Origin of the sequence: Methanospirillum sp. (genome assembly GCF_035560735.1) — an archaeon.
Lineage (GTDB): Archaea > Halobacteriota > Methanomicrobia > Methanomicrobiales > Methanospirillaceae > Methanospirillum.
On record NZ_DATMYY010000004.1, the window covers coordinates 1 to 17,404 of the forward strand.

Annotated in this window: 13 protein-coding genes and 1 tRNA gene; 5 read left to right on the top strand and 9 right to left on the bottom strand. The window is 48.1% G+C overall.

The genetic code is table 11. From position 1 onward, the window contains the following. The 4 genes from VN429_RS00070 to VN429_RS00085 all read right to left on the bottom strand — a co-directional run. Positions 1-212, bottom strand: a 212-nt coding sequence (locus VN429_RS00070; RefSeq protein WP_325628447.1) for a response regulator, incomplete at its 3' end; no start/stop codon positions are given. 97 nt (positions 213-309) lie between these two features. Then, positions 310-3,675 carry a UvrD-helicase domain-containing protein gene (locus VN429_RS00075; protein ID WP_325628449.1) on the bottom strand — a complete coding sequence of 1,122 codons (3,366 nt, stop codon included), beginning with the start codon at positions 3,673-3,675 and terminating at the stop codon, positions 310-312. Continuing rightward, a complete protein-coding gene (locus tag VN429_RS00080; protein ID WP_325628451.1) occupies positions 3,672-6,752 on the bottom strand; it encodes a PD-(D/E)XK nuclease family protein in 3,081 nt (1,026 codons plus the stop codon). Before VN429_RS00080 ends, VN429_RS00075 begins: the two co-directional genes overlap by 4 nt. 103 nt (positions 6,753-6,855) lie before the next feature. Beyond that, positions 6,856-6,940 (bottom strand) — tRNA-Leu (locus VN429_RS00085). A gap of 104 nt (positions 6,941-7,044) precedes the next feature. Here VN429_RS00085 and VN429_RS00090 point away from each other — a divergent pair. Further along, positions 7,045-7,650, top strand: coding sequence for a TrpY family transcription regulator (locus tag VN429_RS00090; RefSeq protein ID WP_325628454.1), 606 nt, complete (start codon positions 7,045-7,047; stop codon positions 7,648-7,650). A 19-nt stretch (positions 7,651-7,669) separates the two neighbouring features. Here the strand turns inward: VN429_RS00090 and VN429_RS00095 are convergent, their stop codons facing one another. From VN429_RS00095 to VN429_RS00115, 5 genes are read right to left on the bottom strand one after another with little or no spacing between them, the layout of a single operon-like run. Next, positions 7,670-8,194 (bottom strand): HDIG domain-containing metalloprotein, encoded by a 525-nt coding sequence (locus tag VN429_RS00095; RefSeq protein WP_325628456.1) that lies wholly within the window; start codon positions 8,192-8,194, stop codon positions 7,670-7,672. Then, positions 8,187-8,708, bottom strand: a complete 522-nt coding sequence (locus tag VN429_RS00100; protein WP_325628458.1) for a transcription factor — start codon at positions 8,706-8,708, stop codon at positions 8,187-8,189. Before VN429_RS00100 ends, VN429_RS00095 begins: the two co-directional genes overlap by 8 nt. Then, a complete protein-coding gene (locus tag VN429_RS00105; protein WP_325628460.1) occupies positions 8,708-9,796 on the bottom strand; it encodes an ATP-grasp domain-containing protein in 1,089 nt (362 codons plus the stop codon). Before VN429_RS00105 ends, VN429_RS00100 begins: the two co-directional genes overlap by 1 nt. Further along, entirely contained in the window at positions 9,793-10,329 is a 537-nt protein-coding gene (locus VN429_RS00110) for a tRNA (cytidine(56)-2'-O)-methyltransferase (protein WP_325628462.1), read from the bottom strand. Before VN429_RS00110 ends, VN429_RS00105 begins: the two co-directional genes overlap by 4 nt. Then, entirely contained in the window at positions 10,326-10,646 is a 321-nt protein-coding gene (locus VN429_RS00115; protein ID WP_325628464.1) for a helix-turn-helix domain-containing protein, read from the bottom strand. The genes VN429_RS00110 and VN429_RS00115 overlap by 4 nt, the downstream gene beginning before the upstream one ends. Positions 10,647-10,866: 220 nt before the next feature. Here VN429_RS00115 and VN429_RS00120 point away from each other — a divergent pair, with 220 nt between their 5' ends. From VN429_RS00120 to VN429_RS00135, 4 genes are all read left to right on the top strand, one after another. Further along, positions 10,867-11,610, top strand: a complete 744-nt coding sequence (locus VN429_RS00120) for an SIMPL domain-containing protein (protein WP_325628466.1) — start codon at positions 10,867-10,869, stop codon at positions 11,608-11,610. A 146-nt stretch (positions 11,611-11,756) separates the two neighbouring features. Next, the gene (locus VN429_RS00125; RefSeq protein ID WP_325628468.1) at positions 11,757-12,194 is read left to right on the top strand and encodes a hypothetical protein; all 438 of its coding nucleotides are present in this window, start codon (positions 11,757-11,759) and stop codon (positions 12,192-12,194) included. 223 nt (positions 12,195-12,417) lie between these two features. Beyond that, positions 12,418-15,771: an ATP-binding protein gene (locus VN429_RS00130; RefSeq protein ID WP_325628469.1), complete on the top strand. Its 3,354-nt coding sequence runs from the start codon at positions 12,418-12,420 to the stop codon at positions 15,769-15,771. Next, positions 15,746-17,344 (top strand): sensor histidine kinase, encoded by a 1,599-nt coding sequence (locus VN429_RS00135; RefSeq protein WP_325628471.1) that lies wholly within the window; start codon positions 15,746-15,748, stop codon positions 17,342-17,344. The genes VN429_RS00130 and VN429_RS00135 overlap by 26 nt, the downstream gene beginning before the upstream one ends. Positions 17,345-17,404: the final 60 nt, after the last annotated feature.

The window sequence follows — 17,404 nt, forward strand, 5'->3', positions numbered from 1 at the left end:
ATACCACTTAGATCTGACATTTGGTAATCAGAAAGGATTGCATCATATGTGCCTGAAAGTAGCATCTTCTGTGCTTCAGGGGCTGATGCTACGGTATTTATTCTGAACCTTCCGGTTTCTTCAAGATAATTTTTAACGAGAAAGAGTAATTCCGGTTCGTCATCTACATACAGAACCGAGATAGGTTTAGCAGCATGAGATACCTGAATCATTTTTCCGTTCTCTGATTTTTAGCAGATCTACAGCCTGCTATTTCTGTTCCCAGATTAAGACCTGTATAATTCGTATTATTTCTCTGTCTGCTAACTATTATGTATTTACGATATTGTTTTGTTCGTCACTCCAGGCCTGATGTATAATCTCTATAGCTGCGTCTTTCTCATCGGGATTCATATGGATGAGTTTTCCCTCAAAAATTCCATACAATGCAGCGGTGGCTGGTTTCATTCCCAGAGTTTCTGCCGCCTGCCTGTAGATCTCGGTCTGGATTCGATAGACTTTCTTTTCACAGAGTTCAGACCCTGAAAGGGTATCACTTTTGTAGTCGATCACGAGCCATGATCCATCGGTATTCTGTATGATACAATCGATCCGTCCGGTCACAGCCGCTCCACCGATGGTCACAGTGAAAGCCAGTTCACGTTTGATCTGAACTCGCTGTATGAGTTCAGGCAGTGACTCAAACCGTTCTAATGTCTCCTTAAGTTCCTGCTGAAGATCCGGGTCAGTTATCCCCCATTCTCTGATAACCATTTCCGGGTCATTTCCTCTGAGCACTTCATGGATTGCAGTTCCAAAGCCTGCCCCATAGCCCTCATGCTGCTGTCCAGAAGGTTCGTCAGCGGCTTTTGCAATCTCTGTGACCAGCAGGGGTGATCGTGATGGTTTCCCAGGGATCTGCCGTAAAACAAATCTTCCAGGCTCATCACGCAATTCATCAGGGATAGTAAACGGAGGCAACTTTTGTTCGTCCTGAATGAGTCTTTGGCCCGGTTTTACGATCCGCATCGAAAGTTCCCTTCCATCTGGTGACCTGATATGAATTTCACCGGCTTCTATTACATTTCCAGTAATACCCAGTTCTCTCCAGATCCAGTCAAGCCGTGTATCTTTGCTTCCATCAGGAAGTTCATCACCAATCTCACTGCTCATGATCAGGTGATCGGCTGCCCGTGTCAGTGCAACATATAGAAGCCGTTTCTTTTCTGCAAGCAGTTTTTCCTCCTGCCTGTTTTTAAGGAGAGAATAAACCGGGGTCTCTGCTGTCTCAAAGTCATCTTCCGGATCAGGTATTCTCACCCCCATGAGTGGCCCGGGCCCTTCCATGAGAACTGGCGGCTGGACCTGGTTTGATCGCTGGCCCATTTCAGGGACAAAGACCACTGGGAACTCTAGTCCTTTGGCTGCATGAATGGTCATAATCCTCACAGCATCAAGTCCAGGATCATCTATCATAGCCTCTCCTTCCTGATCTCCGGTTTTTACCGCTTCAGAAAGATCGGCGACGAGATCTGCGAGTTGGTACCTCCCTTTCTCTTCCTGTGCCCTGACCATCTCCTGGAGTTTTCTGATGTTTGAGAGGATCTGCTGCCCCTCGGCAAGTCCGCCATACACAGTGAAAATTCCAGACTCATCAAGTACCGACTGAATAAGATCTGTTACACGCCATCTTCCTGCCCTGCCTCGCCAGGCATCCAGGAGGTCGTATGCCCTGGCAGCGGCATGGCAACTCTCCCCCCGCTTCTGGAGCCTCTCAAAGAATGTCCCTCTTCCCGATCTGCGGATATCAATGATATCGGTATCCTTCATCCCGATATACGGGGACCTGAGCAGCCCGACAAGGGAGATATCATCGTATGGCTTTAGGAGGAATGTGAGAAGGTTGATGAGGTCAAGGATCTCCTGCCGCTGGTAAAAACCGGAACCTTTGTGAACGTAGTACGGGATTTTTCTTCTCCCCAGGGCATGAAGAAACTCGCCGAGGTTGGTCCGTCTTTCAAGAAGTATGGCGATGTCTCTCCATATTGCCGGTCTTGTGGTGAATGTCCGGAGTCCCTCACCGTCGCGTTCTCCCTCTTCATAGACCTCAAGATGGTCTCTGACAATTGCCAGAATCTCATCTGCCACTGCTTCAGGTTCTGATACCTCTCCGTCTTTGTGCGTAAGAAGCAGGCTGACAGTTCCCGCATGTCCGTCCCGTTCATCAGAGACCAGGGCTGGCTCGTACGGAAACTCCCATGGCTTTTCTACGCTCTGGAACAGACCGGCGAAGAGGATGTTGACAAAGGTAATGACTGCAGGTGAACTTCTGAAGCAGACATCAAGGGAGATCTCCTTTCCGCTGCAGTTGTTAGTTATCAGAGAGGAAGCATCACGGAACCTTGTTACATCTGCCTCCCTGAAAAGGTAGATAGACTGTTTGGGGTCACCGACGATGAAAAGACTCTGCAAATCAGGGCCTGGTGTGCCGGCAATTGCGGTCACAATCTCAAACTGGGCAGGATCAGTGTCCTGGAACTCATCAACTAGGATGTACCTGAACTGTCTTTTGTAATGCTCTGCTACCAGGCCCTGATGATCCCTGAAAAGTTGTCTGCAACTTCGTATCAGGTCTGCAAAATCGATGCCTCCTGCAGCAGCCTTCTCTTCTTCTACCAGTTCACAGAACCGGGCAAATGAAGTTCCCAGAGCATTCAGGAATCTGATTGTGCGGATACTGAACTGATCGCCGGGATCAAATCTCATCGCTGCAACGGCCGGTGCTCTGTCAAGCATCTCGTTCAGTTCCTTGTATGTCTCCCTCAGTTCAGACAGTAACTCTTCGGTCCAGAGTTTCTTAGAGCCTCCTGTTCCCAGTTTCACCTTCAGATAGCGGGTAGCAGCGTCAAGGAATTCGTCCGCTGTCCCATCACTGTCCATGACCTCAAGAAACGGCCTGACCTTCTGAAGGTATATCATCGCCTTGTCTTCAGATGGGGTATCCATCAGTGCAAAAGCGATAAGTGATCTGACTGTCTCTCTGAACCTACAATTTCCCCTGATCTTTTCTGCTTCTGATTCCCTGTATGCCCTAATCTCATCCTGCCAGAATGAGATCGTTCCATCCTGATCTGTTCTAATACTCTCAAAGAATCTTTCAGCCTCATCCCTACGGGGGTAGAGCGTTCTGATCATCTGCTCAAGGTTGTAGGCTCCGACAGTTGCAAGGGCATACACAACATCGCCCTCTTCTGACGGGGCATGGATCAGATCCTGAAAACAACTCGTGAGGATCCGGGACGCCTCCTGTTCATCAAGGACAACAAATGAGGGTTCAACCTGTGCTTCAAACGCAAACTCCCGGAGTACCTGGGCACAAAACGAATGAAAGGTCTGGACTGGGGTTATCAAAAACTCGGCCCTGGTCTTCTCCCAGAATTCGCCCTGCTTCTCATCAAGACTCTTTCTGATACGCTCCTTCATCTCGGCTGCCGCTTTATCGGTGAAGGTGAGGGCAAGGATATTCCTGACCGAGATTGGGTTTTCGTATCGCTCCTTTCCTTCCCCAAATGTTTCAAGGAGGTTCAGGTACTTGGTGATGAGAACATGGGTCTTCCCGGTTCCTGCTCCTGCGGTGACCACCAGAGAGCGGTCATGAGTGGTAATTGCTTCAATCTGACGCGGTGTTCCGTTCATGACTCATCCCCGTTGCTGCTTATCCTGAAACGATCAAATCTGCATATCCCGGAAAATTCACAGTACGGGACCTGGCAGGTATCTGGAAGTGGAAATCTCCCACACCTGATCTGACAGATACAATTCCGTGACGCCTCAAGTGAACTTAAGATAACCTCTCGAAAACCGCTGGTTGCCCTGCTGGTACCTGCTCCTATGAGATTTTTCTGATCAGGGCTGAGCAACGGCCATGTCTGTTTTATCTTTCTGCTGATCTCACAGTAAGAACCCGCAATACCGGTAAGGGGGATCTCATCACCTTCATGCATCTTCTCAAGGGCAAGCAGGTAGAGAGGAAGCTGAAGGGCAGTCCCCTCCTTGATCCCTTTGGCACTCGGGTACGAACCTCCGGTCTTGTAATCGATGATTGCAAAGTACCCGTCACTCGAGATATCCACCCTGTCGATCCTTCCCGATATTAGGATTGGCTCCCCTTCTCCCTGGTCCAGAAGAACCCGGTGCATATCTGATGCCTCTCTTCCTCCATCATCCCTTTTTTCCCCTTTTTCATCAGGGTTTTTATCCTGACAATCTCTGATCTCAAGTTCAAAGTACCTGGGAAGGAGTGATGAGTCTTCCCGTGCTACTTCTCGCATGAGAAACCGGTCAAACAGACCGGAGGTATCAGGTGTCCCGAAGAGAGAGAGGAGTGCCGCGTGCCATGCTGAACTTGTGAAATGATATCTTCCGCTTTTCTCTTTCCCGATCTCTTTGAGAAGTCTGGCAGCATCTGGGAGAGTATAACTGGTGATATGCTTTGGCCCATCCTGCGACCACTGCCTGAAGAAGTCGCAAATGGTCTCATGGATGAAGTTTCCCCGCTGTGCCGGAGTGAGAGACGGGTCAACATCTGGAAGTTGGGAGAGGTTAAGCACCCGCTGAAGAAAGAAACGAAACGGACAGGTAGCATAGGTCTCAAGCCTGGTTGGCGCCCAGACTTTTTCAGGGCCGAATTTTTTTGAAAGCCAGGCAACAATATCCGGTTCATCAGAGACAATCCCGTCATATGGTGAGTCTGGAACACCGGTGCGGTACCAGTCTTCTATCAGGATTCTCTCTGCAACAGAACCGTACGTCTGGTTAGCAGGAAGAAGATTTAGGATCTCATCTGCACCAACAGTTCCTTTCGCTATAAACCCCCCGGCAGAGATGGAAGCGTGTCTCTTTGACCTGGTGATTTTAGGGTTCCATTCTGGTGGGCTTAACTTCTGCCTGACCTCTTCCAGGAACGGAGAGGTCAGCAGGGTCTTCTCTCTCCGGGTCCGGGGTGCAGAGAGATATACCTGCCTGCCGGCAGAGATGGCACTGATAAAGGAGTATTGTTCCCCGCTGATCACCTCGGCCAGGTTTCTGCCTCCGAGCACTTCTGACTCTGCAGCTGTGAGGAGCGGGAGCCGTGTAGAGGGTCTCGGGATATCCCCTTCAACGAGTCCGGCAAGAAAGAGGACTGGCAGGTTCAGGTGAGCAGTCTCTGAAAGCCGCATTACTGTGACGCCGCCGTGATCCTCACCAATGGTCACCAGTTCTTCAAGCAGATAATTCAGGTACCTGTTGAATGATCCGGCTCCTATCTTCCTGTCCGGGTCAGTCATTACAGAAAGCCTCGTGAGGCAGGCATCAAATCGCTCCCATGCCCTCTTCTCGCGTTCAGTTACTCTGGTTGTGTCTGGCTTTCCCACGAACTCTGGTTTTACCCAGTGTTCAAGGATTAGACGAAAAGCAGTTACATGATCTGCAACAGTCTGTTCCACTTTAAGGGTGAGAAGGGAGGCCTGGAATGTGGAGGCAAACATCCGCACCGCAGTCAGGTCATCAGGATCAACAGGTTCTCCTTTCTCATCACCGATCCCGCAGGTTTTCTCTCCAGCTAGTGCCTCAAGGTCATGGTCCCAACAAGGCCCCTCCATGATTCGTGCTTTTCTGAGGATTGTGTCTAACACCCCGGTTTCTGGCAATATGAGATCCGGCTGATCAGTTTTAAAGAACGGACTCGATATCAGGCTGATTAGGTCTTCACGTGGAAAATTATTCACAACCAGGGAGGGAAAGAGGGTAAAGAAACCAACCTGAGGTTCCCTGTTCAGGGCTTCCCCGGTTAAAACGCGGCATGGGAGATTGAAGTCATGAAAGATACCGGTGATCAGGGAATGGGCCGATATGTCCGGCAATGCCACCGTGATATCTTCAAGAGCCACTTTGCTGTCGTTGAGAGAGCAGATCTCTTCTGCAATGGATTCGAACTCCTCATGCGGACTCTGGAAGATCCCGATCCTGAAACCGTCGTGATTTTGGCATTCCTCACTGGTAAAAAGGCCTGACAATGACGACTCCTTAAGCGGAGTGATGCCATCTCCAAACCAGTCCGGGATATCAAAAATTTTGCAGTCTTTCCCGGTTGGGTAATCATACCTGCAGAGTTCGGCATGATCCCTGATTGCTGATATGAGTTCTTTTTCACGTGGGAGGGGCTGGTGAAATCCCCGGAATATCACTGTTCCAAAACTGCAGGATGGCCCGTTACCAATCGCGGAGATAGTCCATTCGATAAGTCCGGTTGCATCAAGCAGTCCTTTCTGAAGAAGGGCAGTCTCATACGCCTCCAGTGCCTGGTGTATCTGTCGGCATTTTTCTGAATTCTGTATGAGTTCTGGTTTAAAAAAAGCGATTTTGCGTTGGGAAATGATGTCCCTGAGTGCAAGAAGATCCTTCAGGGTTGTGGGTGCAGGATTGTGCCGTGAAAAAAAGAACGGAATATCCTTTCGAATGGCTTCAAGTGTCTCAGACAGGAGCTGGAGTGACTGACCGTCAGATATAAGCATGGCCGGGGAGCCTGCACTCTCATGAAAGCGCCTGCAGAACTCACGCAGAGTTGTTACCTGATCAGGGATTATCGGAACTTCTCTGCTGACATACGCATCCTGGATGGCCCTGACAAGATGGATCGTTGGAACAAACAGAAAATCCCTGTCAGATGAAGGAGAGAAATCTGTGAGGTTTGAAAGCAGTGAGTCAGTATGATCATCAGGGCCGGGTCTCATCGCAGGATATCACCTTTGGATGTACCGTTTATCTGCTGATCATCTGATACCGATGTATCAATGTAAAAAAAGCACCTTCTGCTCTCTGAATTTGTAAGAATAATGTGGGAGAAGGGATTTGAACCCTCGAACGCCTTCGCGACAGGGCCCTCAACCCTGCTCCTTTGACCTGGCTCGGATACTCCCACGCAGAATAGAAGATGACACTGAATTTCTTCAGTCATCACAAGCAAAGAACACCCCGAATCACTCTGAATTCTGCCGGGCCCCTTTGACTGCGTGCCTGAATAAGGTGGACGCATCAGTACTTATACTTATTGACTTGAGTTTCCCTGACCTCTTCTTCTGCGATCCAGAGAGGCCCGTTATTTATCTTTGCCAGATCAAAACTCTGCATCATATGTGGTCGGCTATTCTCTCCGGTTTTTCAGATTCCCCGTCCCAGGGAAGGGTTGTCAGGTTTCTCTTAGAGAACGGATTCGGGGTGAATGAGGAGGGAAGGATCTGCTGTAACTCTATCCCTATCGCATCAACACAGATTGGCCAGCGGGTGGGTGTTGATCGCAGGGTAGTGGACACAACCGCAAAGCGCATCCTGGATTCCCAATACAGAGATATTTTCCTATCAATGAGGGCGACCCCTGACGTGACCCTCATCGCTGACAAACTCTCACTCTCGGTTATCACCATCCTTCCTGATGACGCAACCAGGACCGGAGTCGTTGATGCCTGTATTCATGTCCTCTCCTCTCACGGGATTGGCATAAGGCAACTGTTTGTCACTGATCCGCATCTCTCCGAAGATCCACGGCTGGTCATCATAACAGAGAGTGTAATTCCTGCACAGGTTATCGAAGATCTCAGGGCACTACCGGTGGTCAGACGGCTGATCCTCTAATCAGCGGATACAAAAAAGTTCAGGGGAGTCTGCTGCCCGCGAGTGTTTCGAGTTCATCAGCGAGCGCTGTAAACCTTGCCTGAACCTCCTGCGGAAACTTCTGGATGGATACATCGAGATCGCTCCTTGTGACGATCATAGAGCCACTCACCAGATTATCAGCATGGGCTACGATCTTCTCCTCAATCGTTTCGGGAATACGATCCTCTTCTGAAAGTCCGAATCCTTTCCGATCACTTCTTTTAAGACCAGCGCCGATGTGTCGCTCAACGATCCGGCAGACCTCCTTTGAAAAGCCTTTTTCTCTGCATATCCTCCCACCGGCATCGGCATGATCCATACCATGTGTCTCTGATCTACCGATATCATGAAGAATAGCACCGGCAGCAACGAGATCTCGATCTACCTTTGCTGTGCCGGCAGAGAGGATCAGGTCTGCAATCCTTACCGCAACCTCACGGACAGTGATACAATGTGAGATTACCTGGGGATCACAGCCTGCTTCTTTGAGATATCTGATATACTCGTCCCCGGGCTCAGGCATACCCGAGTGTTTCCTTCATCCTGGCAATCCGTCGTGCCAGTGCGTCTACAAGAGGATCGTTGTCAAAGTGGGACATCTGCTTTTCACATGCTGGGCAGGCAAACTGGCTGTCCATTGCGTCATAAAATGTGGATACGCATCCACATTCTTTGCAGATGTAAAAGTCGTTCTGCTCCTCGTAAAAGTGACGTTTCTTCAGTTTTGTAAGGATCACATCCATGTCCTTTCCAACTGCGTCATAGATATTGGAGAGCTGCAGTTGCCACAGATAGGTCAGCCAGCCTGTCTCGTTATTCTTGATCCTCCGGTATCGTGCAAGCCGGTGCTCATACAGAGTATAGAGCGTGTTCCTGACTGAGTTCAGGTTAATCTCGGTCAGTTCGGCCAGTTCTTCGTCGCTGTACTCTTTCCCCTCAGGGAACCGGCGGACAAGGTCCATCCCCTCATCGCCGATCATCCGGTGCAGGTACGCTACGATCGCCGGCTCCTTGAGCAGCTCTTCTACGGTGACCATTACCCTATATATTGGGTTACTCTTCTGATAGTATTATCCAGTGTACGTCGGGCTGATGCTTCGTCTTGCCCTTCACCGAACACACTGATTACCGCGTCTCCTTTCTCGAACGATGCCGGAGGAACAGGGATATCTGCAACGTCGGGGATAAGGCCTGATAGTTCGGTCCTGATGGTCAGGTCATGAGGTGCAAAAAGGATCTTCCTGATGCTGGTCTGTTTTACTTTTGGAATAGTATCTGGGAGCACGCCGTGACAGGCATCAATATGCATTTTTACCAGGTTGCACCCGTTCGCCCGTTCGATGGTATCAAGGGTTGCAACAAACCTGGGATTGACTTCTATCGCGGTGATTTTGGTGTCTGTTATAAGAAAGTCAATACCCAGAACTCCACAACACCCGGATGCAGATGCAATCTTTTCAGCCATTATACACATCTGCTCTGCCAGGGGATGGCAAAGTGGTGTCACTGATCCGCAGAATCCATACCTGGCTTCATCACTCCCCCGTAAAATCTGGAGGTTAGCCGCTATTGCCTTAGCACGACGACCGTCTGCAACGCAGCATACCGAGGCCGGAATACCTGGCACCAGTTCCTGGAGCAGGTATGGTTCATCAGGAAAGAGGCTCTCCCAGGATCTGATATCCATCTCATTGGTAACAAGAGCGTTTCTCCAGCCCCCTGATCCGCGGCAGGGTTTGAGCATCGCAGGAAAAACCCCTGGCAAAGCCCTGGCAGGAACGGGAAAACCGTTCTCCTCAAAGAACTGCTGTGTCAATGCCTTGTCAAGAAATTTTGCTGCAGTGCCAGGATCTGTCCCAAGTATGGGCACAGGAAGATCCTGAAGATCTTCAGCACCTGATGTGGTGATAACCGCATCTACCTTTTGTTCACTACAAAATGAACGGATCAGATCAGGAAGGTCTGCAAGTTCTTCAAAACGTTTGTATGCGAATACAAGACGCCTCAGATCCTGGTCACAAAAGTTATCGATAGCACAGACCTCAAGTCCTGCCCTGACAGCCGAAGAGACTACATGCCTGGTTGAGAATCCGGCGACGAGGATCCTCCGAATCGGTTTTGTCATTCTTCGGGTCTGATCTCCTCGACCAGTTTTCCTTCCTTGCAAGGAACAACCCTCACCTGAGCATTTGGGAATTTTTGGACAAGGGCATCTTTTCCCATTAGGTGGTCAAGGAAGATAGCCATACTTGAGATCTCTGAGTGTGGCTGGTTACTGACCGCGACGTTGAAATCTGCAAGATGATACACCTCTCCGGGAACTTTCTCAGCCCCGACAACGATGAGAATCTTATCGCGGGAGAGGATCTCCTCCTCGACATCGGGCAGATTCAGTCCGAACATGGTGAGGTGCACAACTGTTCCACCTGCCTCTTTCCAGCGGCGGATGCATGAATGCCAGCCGACATCGTTCTCAACAAAGAAATTGCCACCCCAGCGTTCACCAACATCAAGAATACTCTTCACAATCCCGGTGTCATTGGATGACAGGTACATTCCGGTTGCACCGAGAGCCCGGGCTGTCAGCCCGACATGGGTGGTAACCCGCTGATCACGCTGCGGGCGATGGCCGAGCCTGAGAATTGCAACCTCCTTCATTCCTGACTCCTCATATCATCCAGGCTCTTCTCTTCATCTTGCTTTTCAGTATTCTTCACCTTCACAACTCCATTTTCGATAAAAATATCTGAAAAAGGGTCCTGGTTCATCTGGCTCGTAATCAGGAACTCTTCAAGAGAGCAGACACGATACCGGTCATCACGGCATTCCACGAGATGGGTTTTTATAAGTCTTGCCAGTGACTCTTCAACCTGCTCACGTGAAAAATCGCTCTTCTCGCATATCTCATCTGCAGTACAGGTCTTCTCATCACAAATGACGTGGTAGATTATCCAGTCGTACTCTTCTGCTCTCACGCTTGGAAAAGATTGGTATGAATGACTATTATAGTGAATGCAGAATGCTGGGGTAAAATCATGAATTATATCATTCCCTTATGTTCTGGAGAAGATTCTACCCGAAGTACCGTGATCGCCAAGGAGAACAATTGTAATAAGATGCGGCCCCCGGTGATGCGACTGGCACTGATGTTCAGGATAGCAGAAAGGGTATGAACCTGCACAGTGAGATCAGAGCATGCAGTTCTTACGCGTATGTATTGTGCTGGTACTGGCTCTTTTTCTTGCTGGGATATCATGTGCAGACGATACGAAAGAGACGAAAACAAATCAGATCCATGTGTCAGGCAGTGGAACCATCAAGACCACTCCTGACCGGTGCGAGATATCTTTCTCGGTTGTAACAAAGAATCCTGATGTTAAAGCTGCCCAGAAGGAGAATGCCCGTAAGATGGATGGTTTGATGTCAGTTCTCAAGGATCCCTCGAAAGGGAATCTGACCCCTGCAGAGCTTAGTACTAGTTCATATTCAATATCTGAAGTATACAGCCCTGATGATGCACTCAAGGCGAAATATGGGGACAATGTGACCATATACGAGGTCTCGAATACCATATCAGTTGAGACCTCACAACTCGATTCTGTTGGAGATCTCATCGATATGGCGGTTGCAAACGGTGCAAACAGTGTCAGTTCCTTGAAATTTACCCTGAGCAAGCAAAAAACTGCCGAACTGCGGAGTGAAGCTCTCAAAATCGCAGTTGAGAAGGCACGGGCCGATGCGGATGCCACCACTTCAGCCCTGGGGGCCGGTGTGGGGACAGTCCATGAGGTAACTGTCGAGGACAGTTATAATCCGCCTGTATACTACAATCAGGATTTCAGAACTGAAAAACTCGCAGCAGCAGCTCCTTCAACCCCGATTGAACCCGGCAGTGTGGATGTCAGCGCACGGGTTTCGGTGACATACGAGATTGCCTGATTGAAATTTTAAGAAAATAACCTTTTTTATCCTTTTTTACTGACCTGAACCCGGTGAATACCGTCTGGTTTTATAGGAGGAAAGGAGATTCATTGATATCAGCCCGCTCAGAGCGGCATGAGTACCTGTAAACAAATGTGATAAATATGAAGAGACATCTTTCCGTTTTCATCCGGTTCCTTGTTTTAGGTGGACTTCTCTCCCTAATGGTTGCAGGTAGTGCTGTGTATGCACAAGATCAGGGAAGAAATGTGTCAGGTACTAGTGGAATTTTAGGAGACGACAACGGGTTAATTCAAACATTCCTTGCTTTTTTGAAAGAGGTTGGTATTGATCTCTCATATGGAGAAGATGGAGGAACTATTTTTTCAATGGTTGATGAATCCCTGACCAGAATCGTCACTGACCTATCATCCGGAAAAAGCGAAGGATTTTTAGATATTCCTCTAATAAATGAGACTCTTGTATATCTCAATATCAATCCCGGTGATATTGTTATGGATCCGGAAAAGGTTGAGGGTACCATGCCTGCCCTGAAGTCCTATGAGTCGCAGTATGGTAACAAGAGCGGTTCGATAAGATAAATCTGGAGATAAGTTAATTGATACCGACTACAAATCACTTCCAGGGTTTTTGTTGATACATTCACTGATTTCATTTCTCTTTCCTGATTATGAACCGGGAAATAGGACTGGCTCCCTCCTGACAAGAAGAAAATTAATTCTGCCGATCCTGTTTCTGATTCTAATCTGTGCCATTCTTTTCATCCATTACAACTCGCAGATGATTCTGAACTCTTATGATAATGTGGAACAAGGAGGCACCCACTTCTCTCTCATGGGTGTCGAAGGCGTGATAACATCCTATGCAGGCACATTTGAGAAGATCACTCTTGATTATGCGAAATGGGATGAGACTGCTGTATTTGCCAAACAACCTACAGATTTGTATATTCAGAAGAACATGCAGGTCAGATCTCTGAAAAATCTCGGGATTACATATGTCGCAATTTCGGATACCGAGGGGAAGATCCTTTTCCTGAAACAGTACGACCCTGATACATACACAGAAATCAAGCCTTTATTCCTTCCTGTTGAACTTTCTTCATCTAATAATGAGAGCAAAAATACCCGGACGTCGTTAGTGTATGTAAATAATAGTCTGATGCTGGTTTCACAGGCAGAAATCAGTAATTCTGAAGATACTCTCCCCAGTGTAGGAACAATTACGTTTGCAACTCCAGTTGAACCGGTAATAACCAAAAAAGTCCATGACCTCATGTTATATGACTCAACTGTATGTGTAATCTCGCCAGTATCAGCGGGAAATGTGATTCCTGCCTTTGATGTTAGCATAAAGCCTGTGGCAATCCAAGGGCAGCAGAATGAGTCCTGGAAATCAGGGACATTGTCTTATACAGATCCTTTCTCCTCTTCGGTCTTACAGATTACCATATCTGGTGAAAAATTCTTAACATACCAGGGGAGATCATTTGCATCGACGTATTTCCTCCGTTCGGTTCTCTTCTGTATCCTGGCGGTAACTCTCGGCATTTTAATTATATTCCTTCTCTTTCGAAGGCATGATCTGATCCGCTCTCAGATCGTTGCACAGAATGCGGAATTGGCAGCACTCAAAGAGCGGCGCGAGATCCTTGACAAATTCCACCAGGTACTTGACCAGTATTTGTATGCGGGCCTTGAAAGTGACCAGAACATTCCTCTGATCACGAAGAGTGTTGCAGGTATACTTAAAACTGAAGCAGCTTTCTATACACGCTTTGAAGATGAGGGGTACGTGCTTGTCAGTTCCTGGCCTGAAAAGGATACCCTGGTTCATGACTGGTTGGCAAAATATTTCTTTTCACAGTCAGATTTTCCGTTTCCAACATTAACTTCTGGCGATGATTTCGTGCTCTCAGTTGATGATCTGCCTGAAGATGGCAGAAACCTCTTAAATACTGTGTATCCGGGGGCCCGAATGGTTGTATCCAGAGGCATTAGTGTCTCTGGAAAACAGGTAGGTGATCTCTCCCTCCTAATATCTGGCAACGAGTATGAGGGTGAGGTGAACCAGATCATGCTGGATCTGATTGTTCACGCTCTGAGCGGAGAAGAGAACCGGAGAAGAACAAAAGCTGCACTGAATCGGCGAGATCTTCTACTGGAAGCTATCGGATATTCTGCTGCACAGGTAATCGGTGATCTGAGTGATTCTTCGATCATTGAGATCCTGCATAAGATTGTCAAAAAGATGGTGGTTAGCGAGGCTCATTATTTTGCCTGGCATATCGATTCTGGGGGAGACCCGGTCCTGACCCATGATTATGTCTGGGTGGAAGAAACAGCTGACTTTTCAGAAGACCAACTGACCTGGGATGAGATCCTTGAAAGTCCTCTCAAATCCCTGATATTTGAGATGCAGGGTCCTGTTGCAGGTCCTGCAGACAAGTTTCTAAAGGAACAGGAGTTCCTGGTCCATCAGGGTATAAAATCCATCGCCCTGATTCCCTTTATTACAAGAAGAGAAACACGGGGGGTGCTCATTCTTGCCGATAGAGAGCGTGATCGTTCCTGGCATACATCAGAACTCGATGCTCTCCGCATTGCTACCAACATGCTGATGGCGGCACTGGTAAGGATCGATTCAGATCAGGAACATAAGAAGAGGGATGAGAATTTTCAGCAGTTTTTCGATCATCTGAATGATTTTGTCTTTATTCTGGATTCTGACGGGAGAATTATTACCGCGAATCTCTTTGCACAGCAGGAGACCGGGATCAGGGCTTCAGATATGAGAGGGATGCGGCTTTCAGGTCTGTTTACCTCACGCTGGATAAATACACCCCTTTCACCTGAAGGAGGTAAACTGTCAGCCCAGGAACGTACAGCAATTCTGCTTACAATTGAAGGAAGAGAGATCCCGGTTGAGATACGGTACCTATCAGGTATCTGGAATGAAAACCAGGCGGTATTCTGCATCTGCAAGGATATATCCCACCTCAAGCGTTCTGAGCACAAATTTGCAACAGCATTCCGATCAAGCCAGGTGCTCCATGCTATCTGGAACCTGCGTGAAGAACGGTTGATTGATGCCAACGAAACCTTTTTTGAAACAACTGGCTACAGCGGAAAAGAAATCCTGAGATCTACGCACTGGTCAGGGTATGGGATCATCGATCCTGATCAGTTCAGGCATATCAAAGAGACTATCCTTACCAAGGGTTCAATCCGTGGACTGGAACTCCCACTAAAGACAAAGAATGGGGAGATGCGGCAGGGCTCTCTTTATGGTGCCCTTATCGAGATAGATACTGATCCCTGTATCCTCTTTTCTATCGTTGATATCACAGAACGTAAACGTGCTGAGCAGAAGGTACAGGATCTCCTGAAAGAACTATCAGCCTCAAACAAAGGGCTCCAGGATTTTGCACATATCGTTGCCCATGATCTCAAGGATCCTCTCAGAGGTATTTATTCACTGGCATCCTGGATTGGTGAGGACTATTATGAACAGATAGGGCCAGAGGGACAACGGTATATTGGCATGATAACCGACCAGATCCAGCGGATGTATCAGTTGATTGATGGAATCCTTGCCTACTCCCAGGCCGGCGTTGTCAGAGAAGATCGTGTCGCGGTTAGTATAAAGGATGTAATAAACGAAACCCTGCAGATTCTCTCTCCTCCTCCGTCTGTGAATATAGTAATTGGAACCGATATGCCTGTCCTAACTGCAGAGCGGACAAAGATTCAGCAGGTTTTTCAGAACCTCATCGGCAACTCCCTCTCCTGCCTGAATCGAGAAGATGGAGAGATACACATCAGTGCATATCCTTCTTCTGATAAGGATGGTACTCCTGTTGAACAGGGGCCGGAAAACACAGGGAAGAGTCCTGATTTCTGGGCATTTGAGATCACAGACAACGGCCCGGGTATAGATCCTGCTCTTCATGATTCTATCTTTGAGATCTTCAGGTCATATCCAGCAAAGGAGGCAAAGAAGAGTTCAGGCATCGGCCTTTCCATAGTCAAACGGATTGTTGAAACGTCAGGCGGATCAATATGGGTTAAATCAGTTTCTGGTGGTGGGGCTACATTCTGTTTTACATTGAAAAATGGAGAGGGGTTGTTGCATGATGCCGATATTTACGGGAGATAAGCCGGTAATCAGGGTACACTATATTGAAGACAATCTGATAGACCAGCAAGCACTCACCCGGGTGGTTCAGAAAAAGTCGTTACCATATCAGATAGACCTTTCATCGTCCCTAGCCGAGGCTCGTTCCCGAAACCAGATGTATGATCTGGTAATCTGTGACTATTTCCTTTCTGACGGAACCATCCTTGATCTTCTCCCCTCATTAGATACCCGGACTCCGGTTATTGTTGTGACCGGGCAGGCGGATCTGAACAATGCAGTCACTGCACTAAAACTTGGGGCAAAGGATTACCTGGTAAAAGATCCTGAACGTCAGTACTTAAACCTCCTTCCGATCCAGATTGAAAACCTGCTTAAGCAACAGCAGAATGAACGCGACAGAAAGCGGCTCTCATCGTTGTTATTTTCTGTAGGGGGGGCAATTCCGTTCGGGGTGTACCTGTATGAACCCATAACTGGCACGGTGATGTATGCAAATAAAGCCTTTTTCTCAATCTGGGACTTTGATGCAGAGACATCGGAGTCACTGTTGACTCACGATGTAATCTTTAGCCAGATAAAAACCCTGCTCAAATATGAGAGTGATGACCTTCCTATGTTTTCCCTGGGCGAAGACGGAGTTTCAGAAATCGCCAGATCGGGAGAGGTCAGAGTTCAGAATTCAAAGACGATACGTTACTACACAGACAGGATCCCGATGGAACCTGGAGATCCGGCTTGTTATGTGAGTATATTCGAAGATAGTACCGCACTGAGCCAGGCACTTGAGGCAGTAAATGAGTACTCCCGCAAGCTTGAGCATCTGAATACATCTCTTGATCAACAGGTTCAGGAGCGGACAGAGCAACTTGAGGGTCTGATGCAAAAACAGCGTGATCTAATCGTAAATATTGGACATGACCTTCGAACTCCTCTCACCCCGCTTGTGGCCCTGCTCCCGTACTTGCAGCATAACGAGGCAGACGAAGAGAAGAAGAACACTCTGGGAGTCCTCTGTGAGAGCACGATGAGAATAAGAACCCTGGTTGAAGAGATCCTGATGATGGATAACCTGGGAGTGGAAAAATCCTCATATAGTCAGCGGGATGCAAGACCCTGTGATCTTGGAAGCATGGCTGATGAGATTATCGAGGCATCCCTTTCGGTAATCAGTTCAAAAGGGCTTTCTATCAGGAACGCAATCCAGCCCGGGATGCTGATCAGGATTAGGTACATTCACCTCCATCTCATTCTTGAGAAGTTGATCAATAATGCATTGCAATTTACACCACCTGGAGGAACTGTGACCCTTCATGGCGGAAAGGATCACCAATGTACCTGGTTCTGTGTATCTGATACAGGAATCGGTCTGACACATGCGGACTCATCCCGGATCTTTGATGATTTTTACAAGGCTGATGCATCACGAAGTGACCTTCTGTCTCATGGTCTCGGCCTCTCAGTGGTCCGGAAACTTGTTCTCCTCAATCACGGCCATATAACGGTAAAAAGCGACGGTCTTGGCATGGGCACCAGGTTCTGTGTCTCCCTCCCGGATTGTACTATTAGGACCCACCAGCCGATGTGGGACTGAATAAAACTATAATTGAATTCTGTCTTCCCAGAACCCACAGGGTTACCACCACTGGAAGCC

What these genes read in the sequence shown, in the direction of transcription:
- VN429_RS00075 (WP_325628449.1), bottom strand. Translation starts at nt 3,675, where the DNA reads ATGAACGGAACACCGCGTCAGATTGAAGCAATTACCACTCATGACCGC.
- VN429_RS00080 (WP_325628451.1), bottom strand. Translation starts at nt 6,752, where the DNA reads ATGAGACCCGGCCCTGATGATCATACTGACTCACTGCTTTCAAACCTC.
- VN429_RS00095 (WP_325628456.1), bottom strand. Translation starts at nt 8,194, where the DNA reads ATGCCTGAGCCCGGGGACGAGTATATCAGATATCTCAAAGAAGCAGGC.
- VN429_RS00100 (WP_325628458.1), bottom strand. Translation starts at nt 8,708, where the DNA reads ATGGTCACCGTAGAAGAGCTGCTCAAGGAGCCGGCGATCGTAGCGTAC.
- VN429_RS00105 (WP_325628460.1), bottom strand. Translation starts at nt 9,796, where the DNA reads ATGACAAAACCGATTCGGAGGATCCTCGTCGCCGGATTCTCAACCAGG.
- VN429_RS00110 (WP_325628462.1), bottom strand. Translation starts at nt 10,329, where the DNA reads ATGAAGGAGGTTGCAATTCTCAGGCTCGGCCATCGCCCGCAGCGTGAT.
- VN429_RS00120 (WP_325628466.1), top strand. Translation starts at nt 10,867, where the DNA reads ATGCAGTTCTTACGCGTATGTATTGTGCTGGTACTGGCTCTTTTTCTT.
- VN429_RS00125 (WP_325628468.1), top strand. Translation starts at nt 11,757, where the DNA reads ATGAAGAGACATCTTTCCGTTTTCATCCGGTTCCTTGTTTTAGGTGGA.
- VN429_RS00135 (WP_325628471.1), top strand. Translation starts at nt 15,746, where the DNA reads ATGATGCCGATATTTACGGGAGATAAGCCGGTAATCAGGGTACACTAT.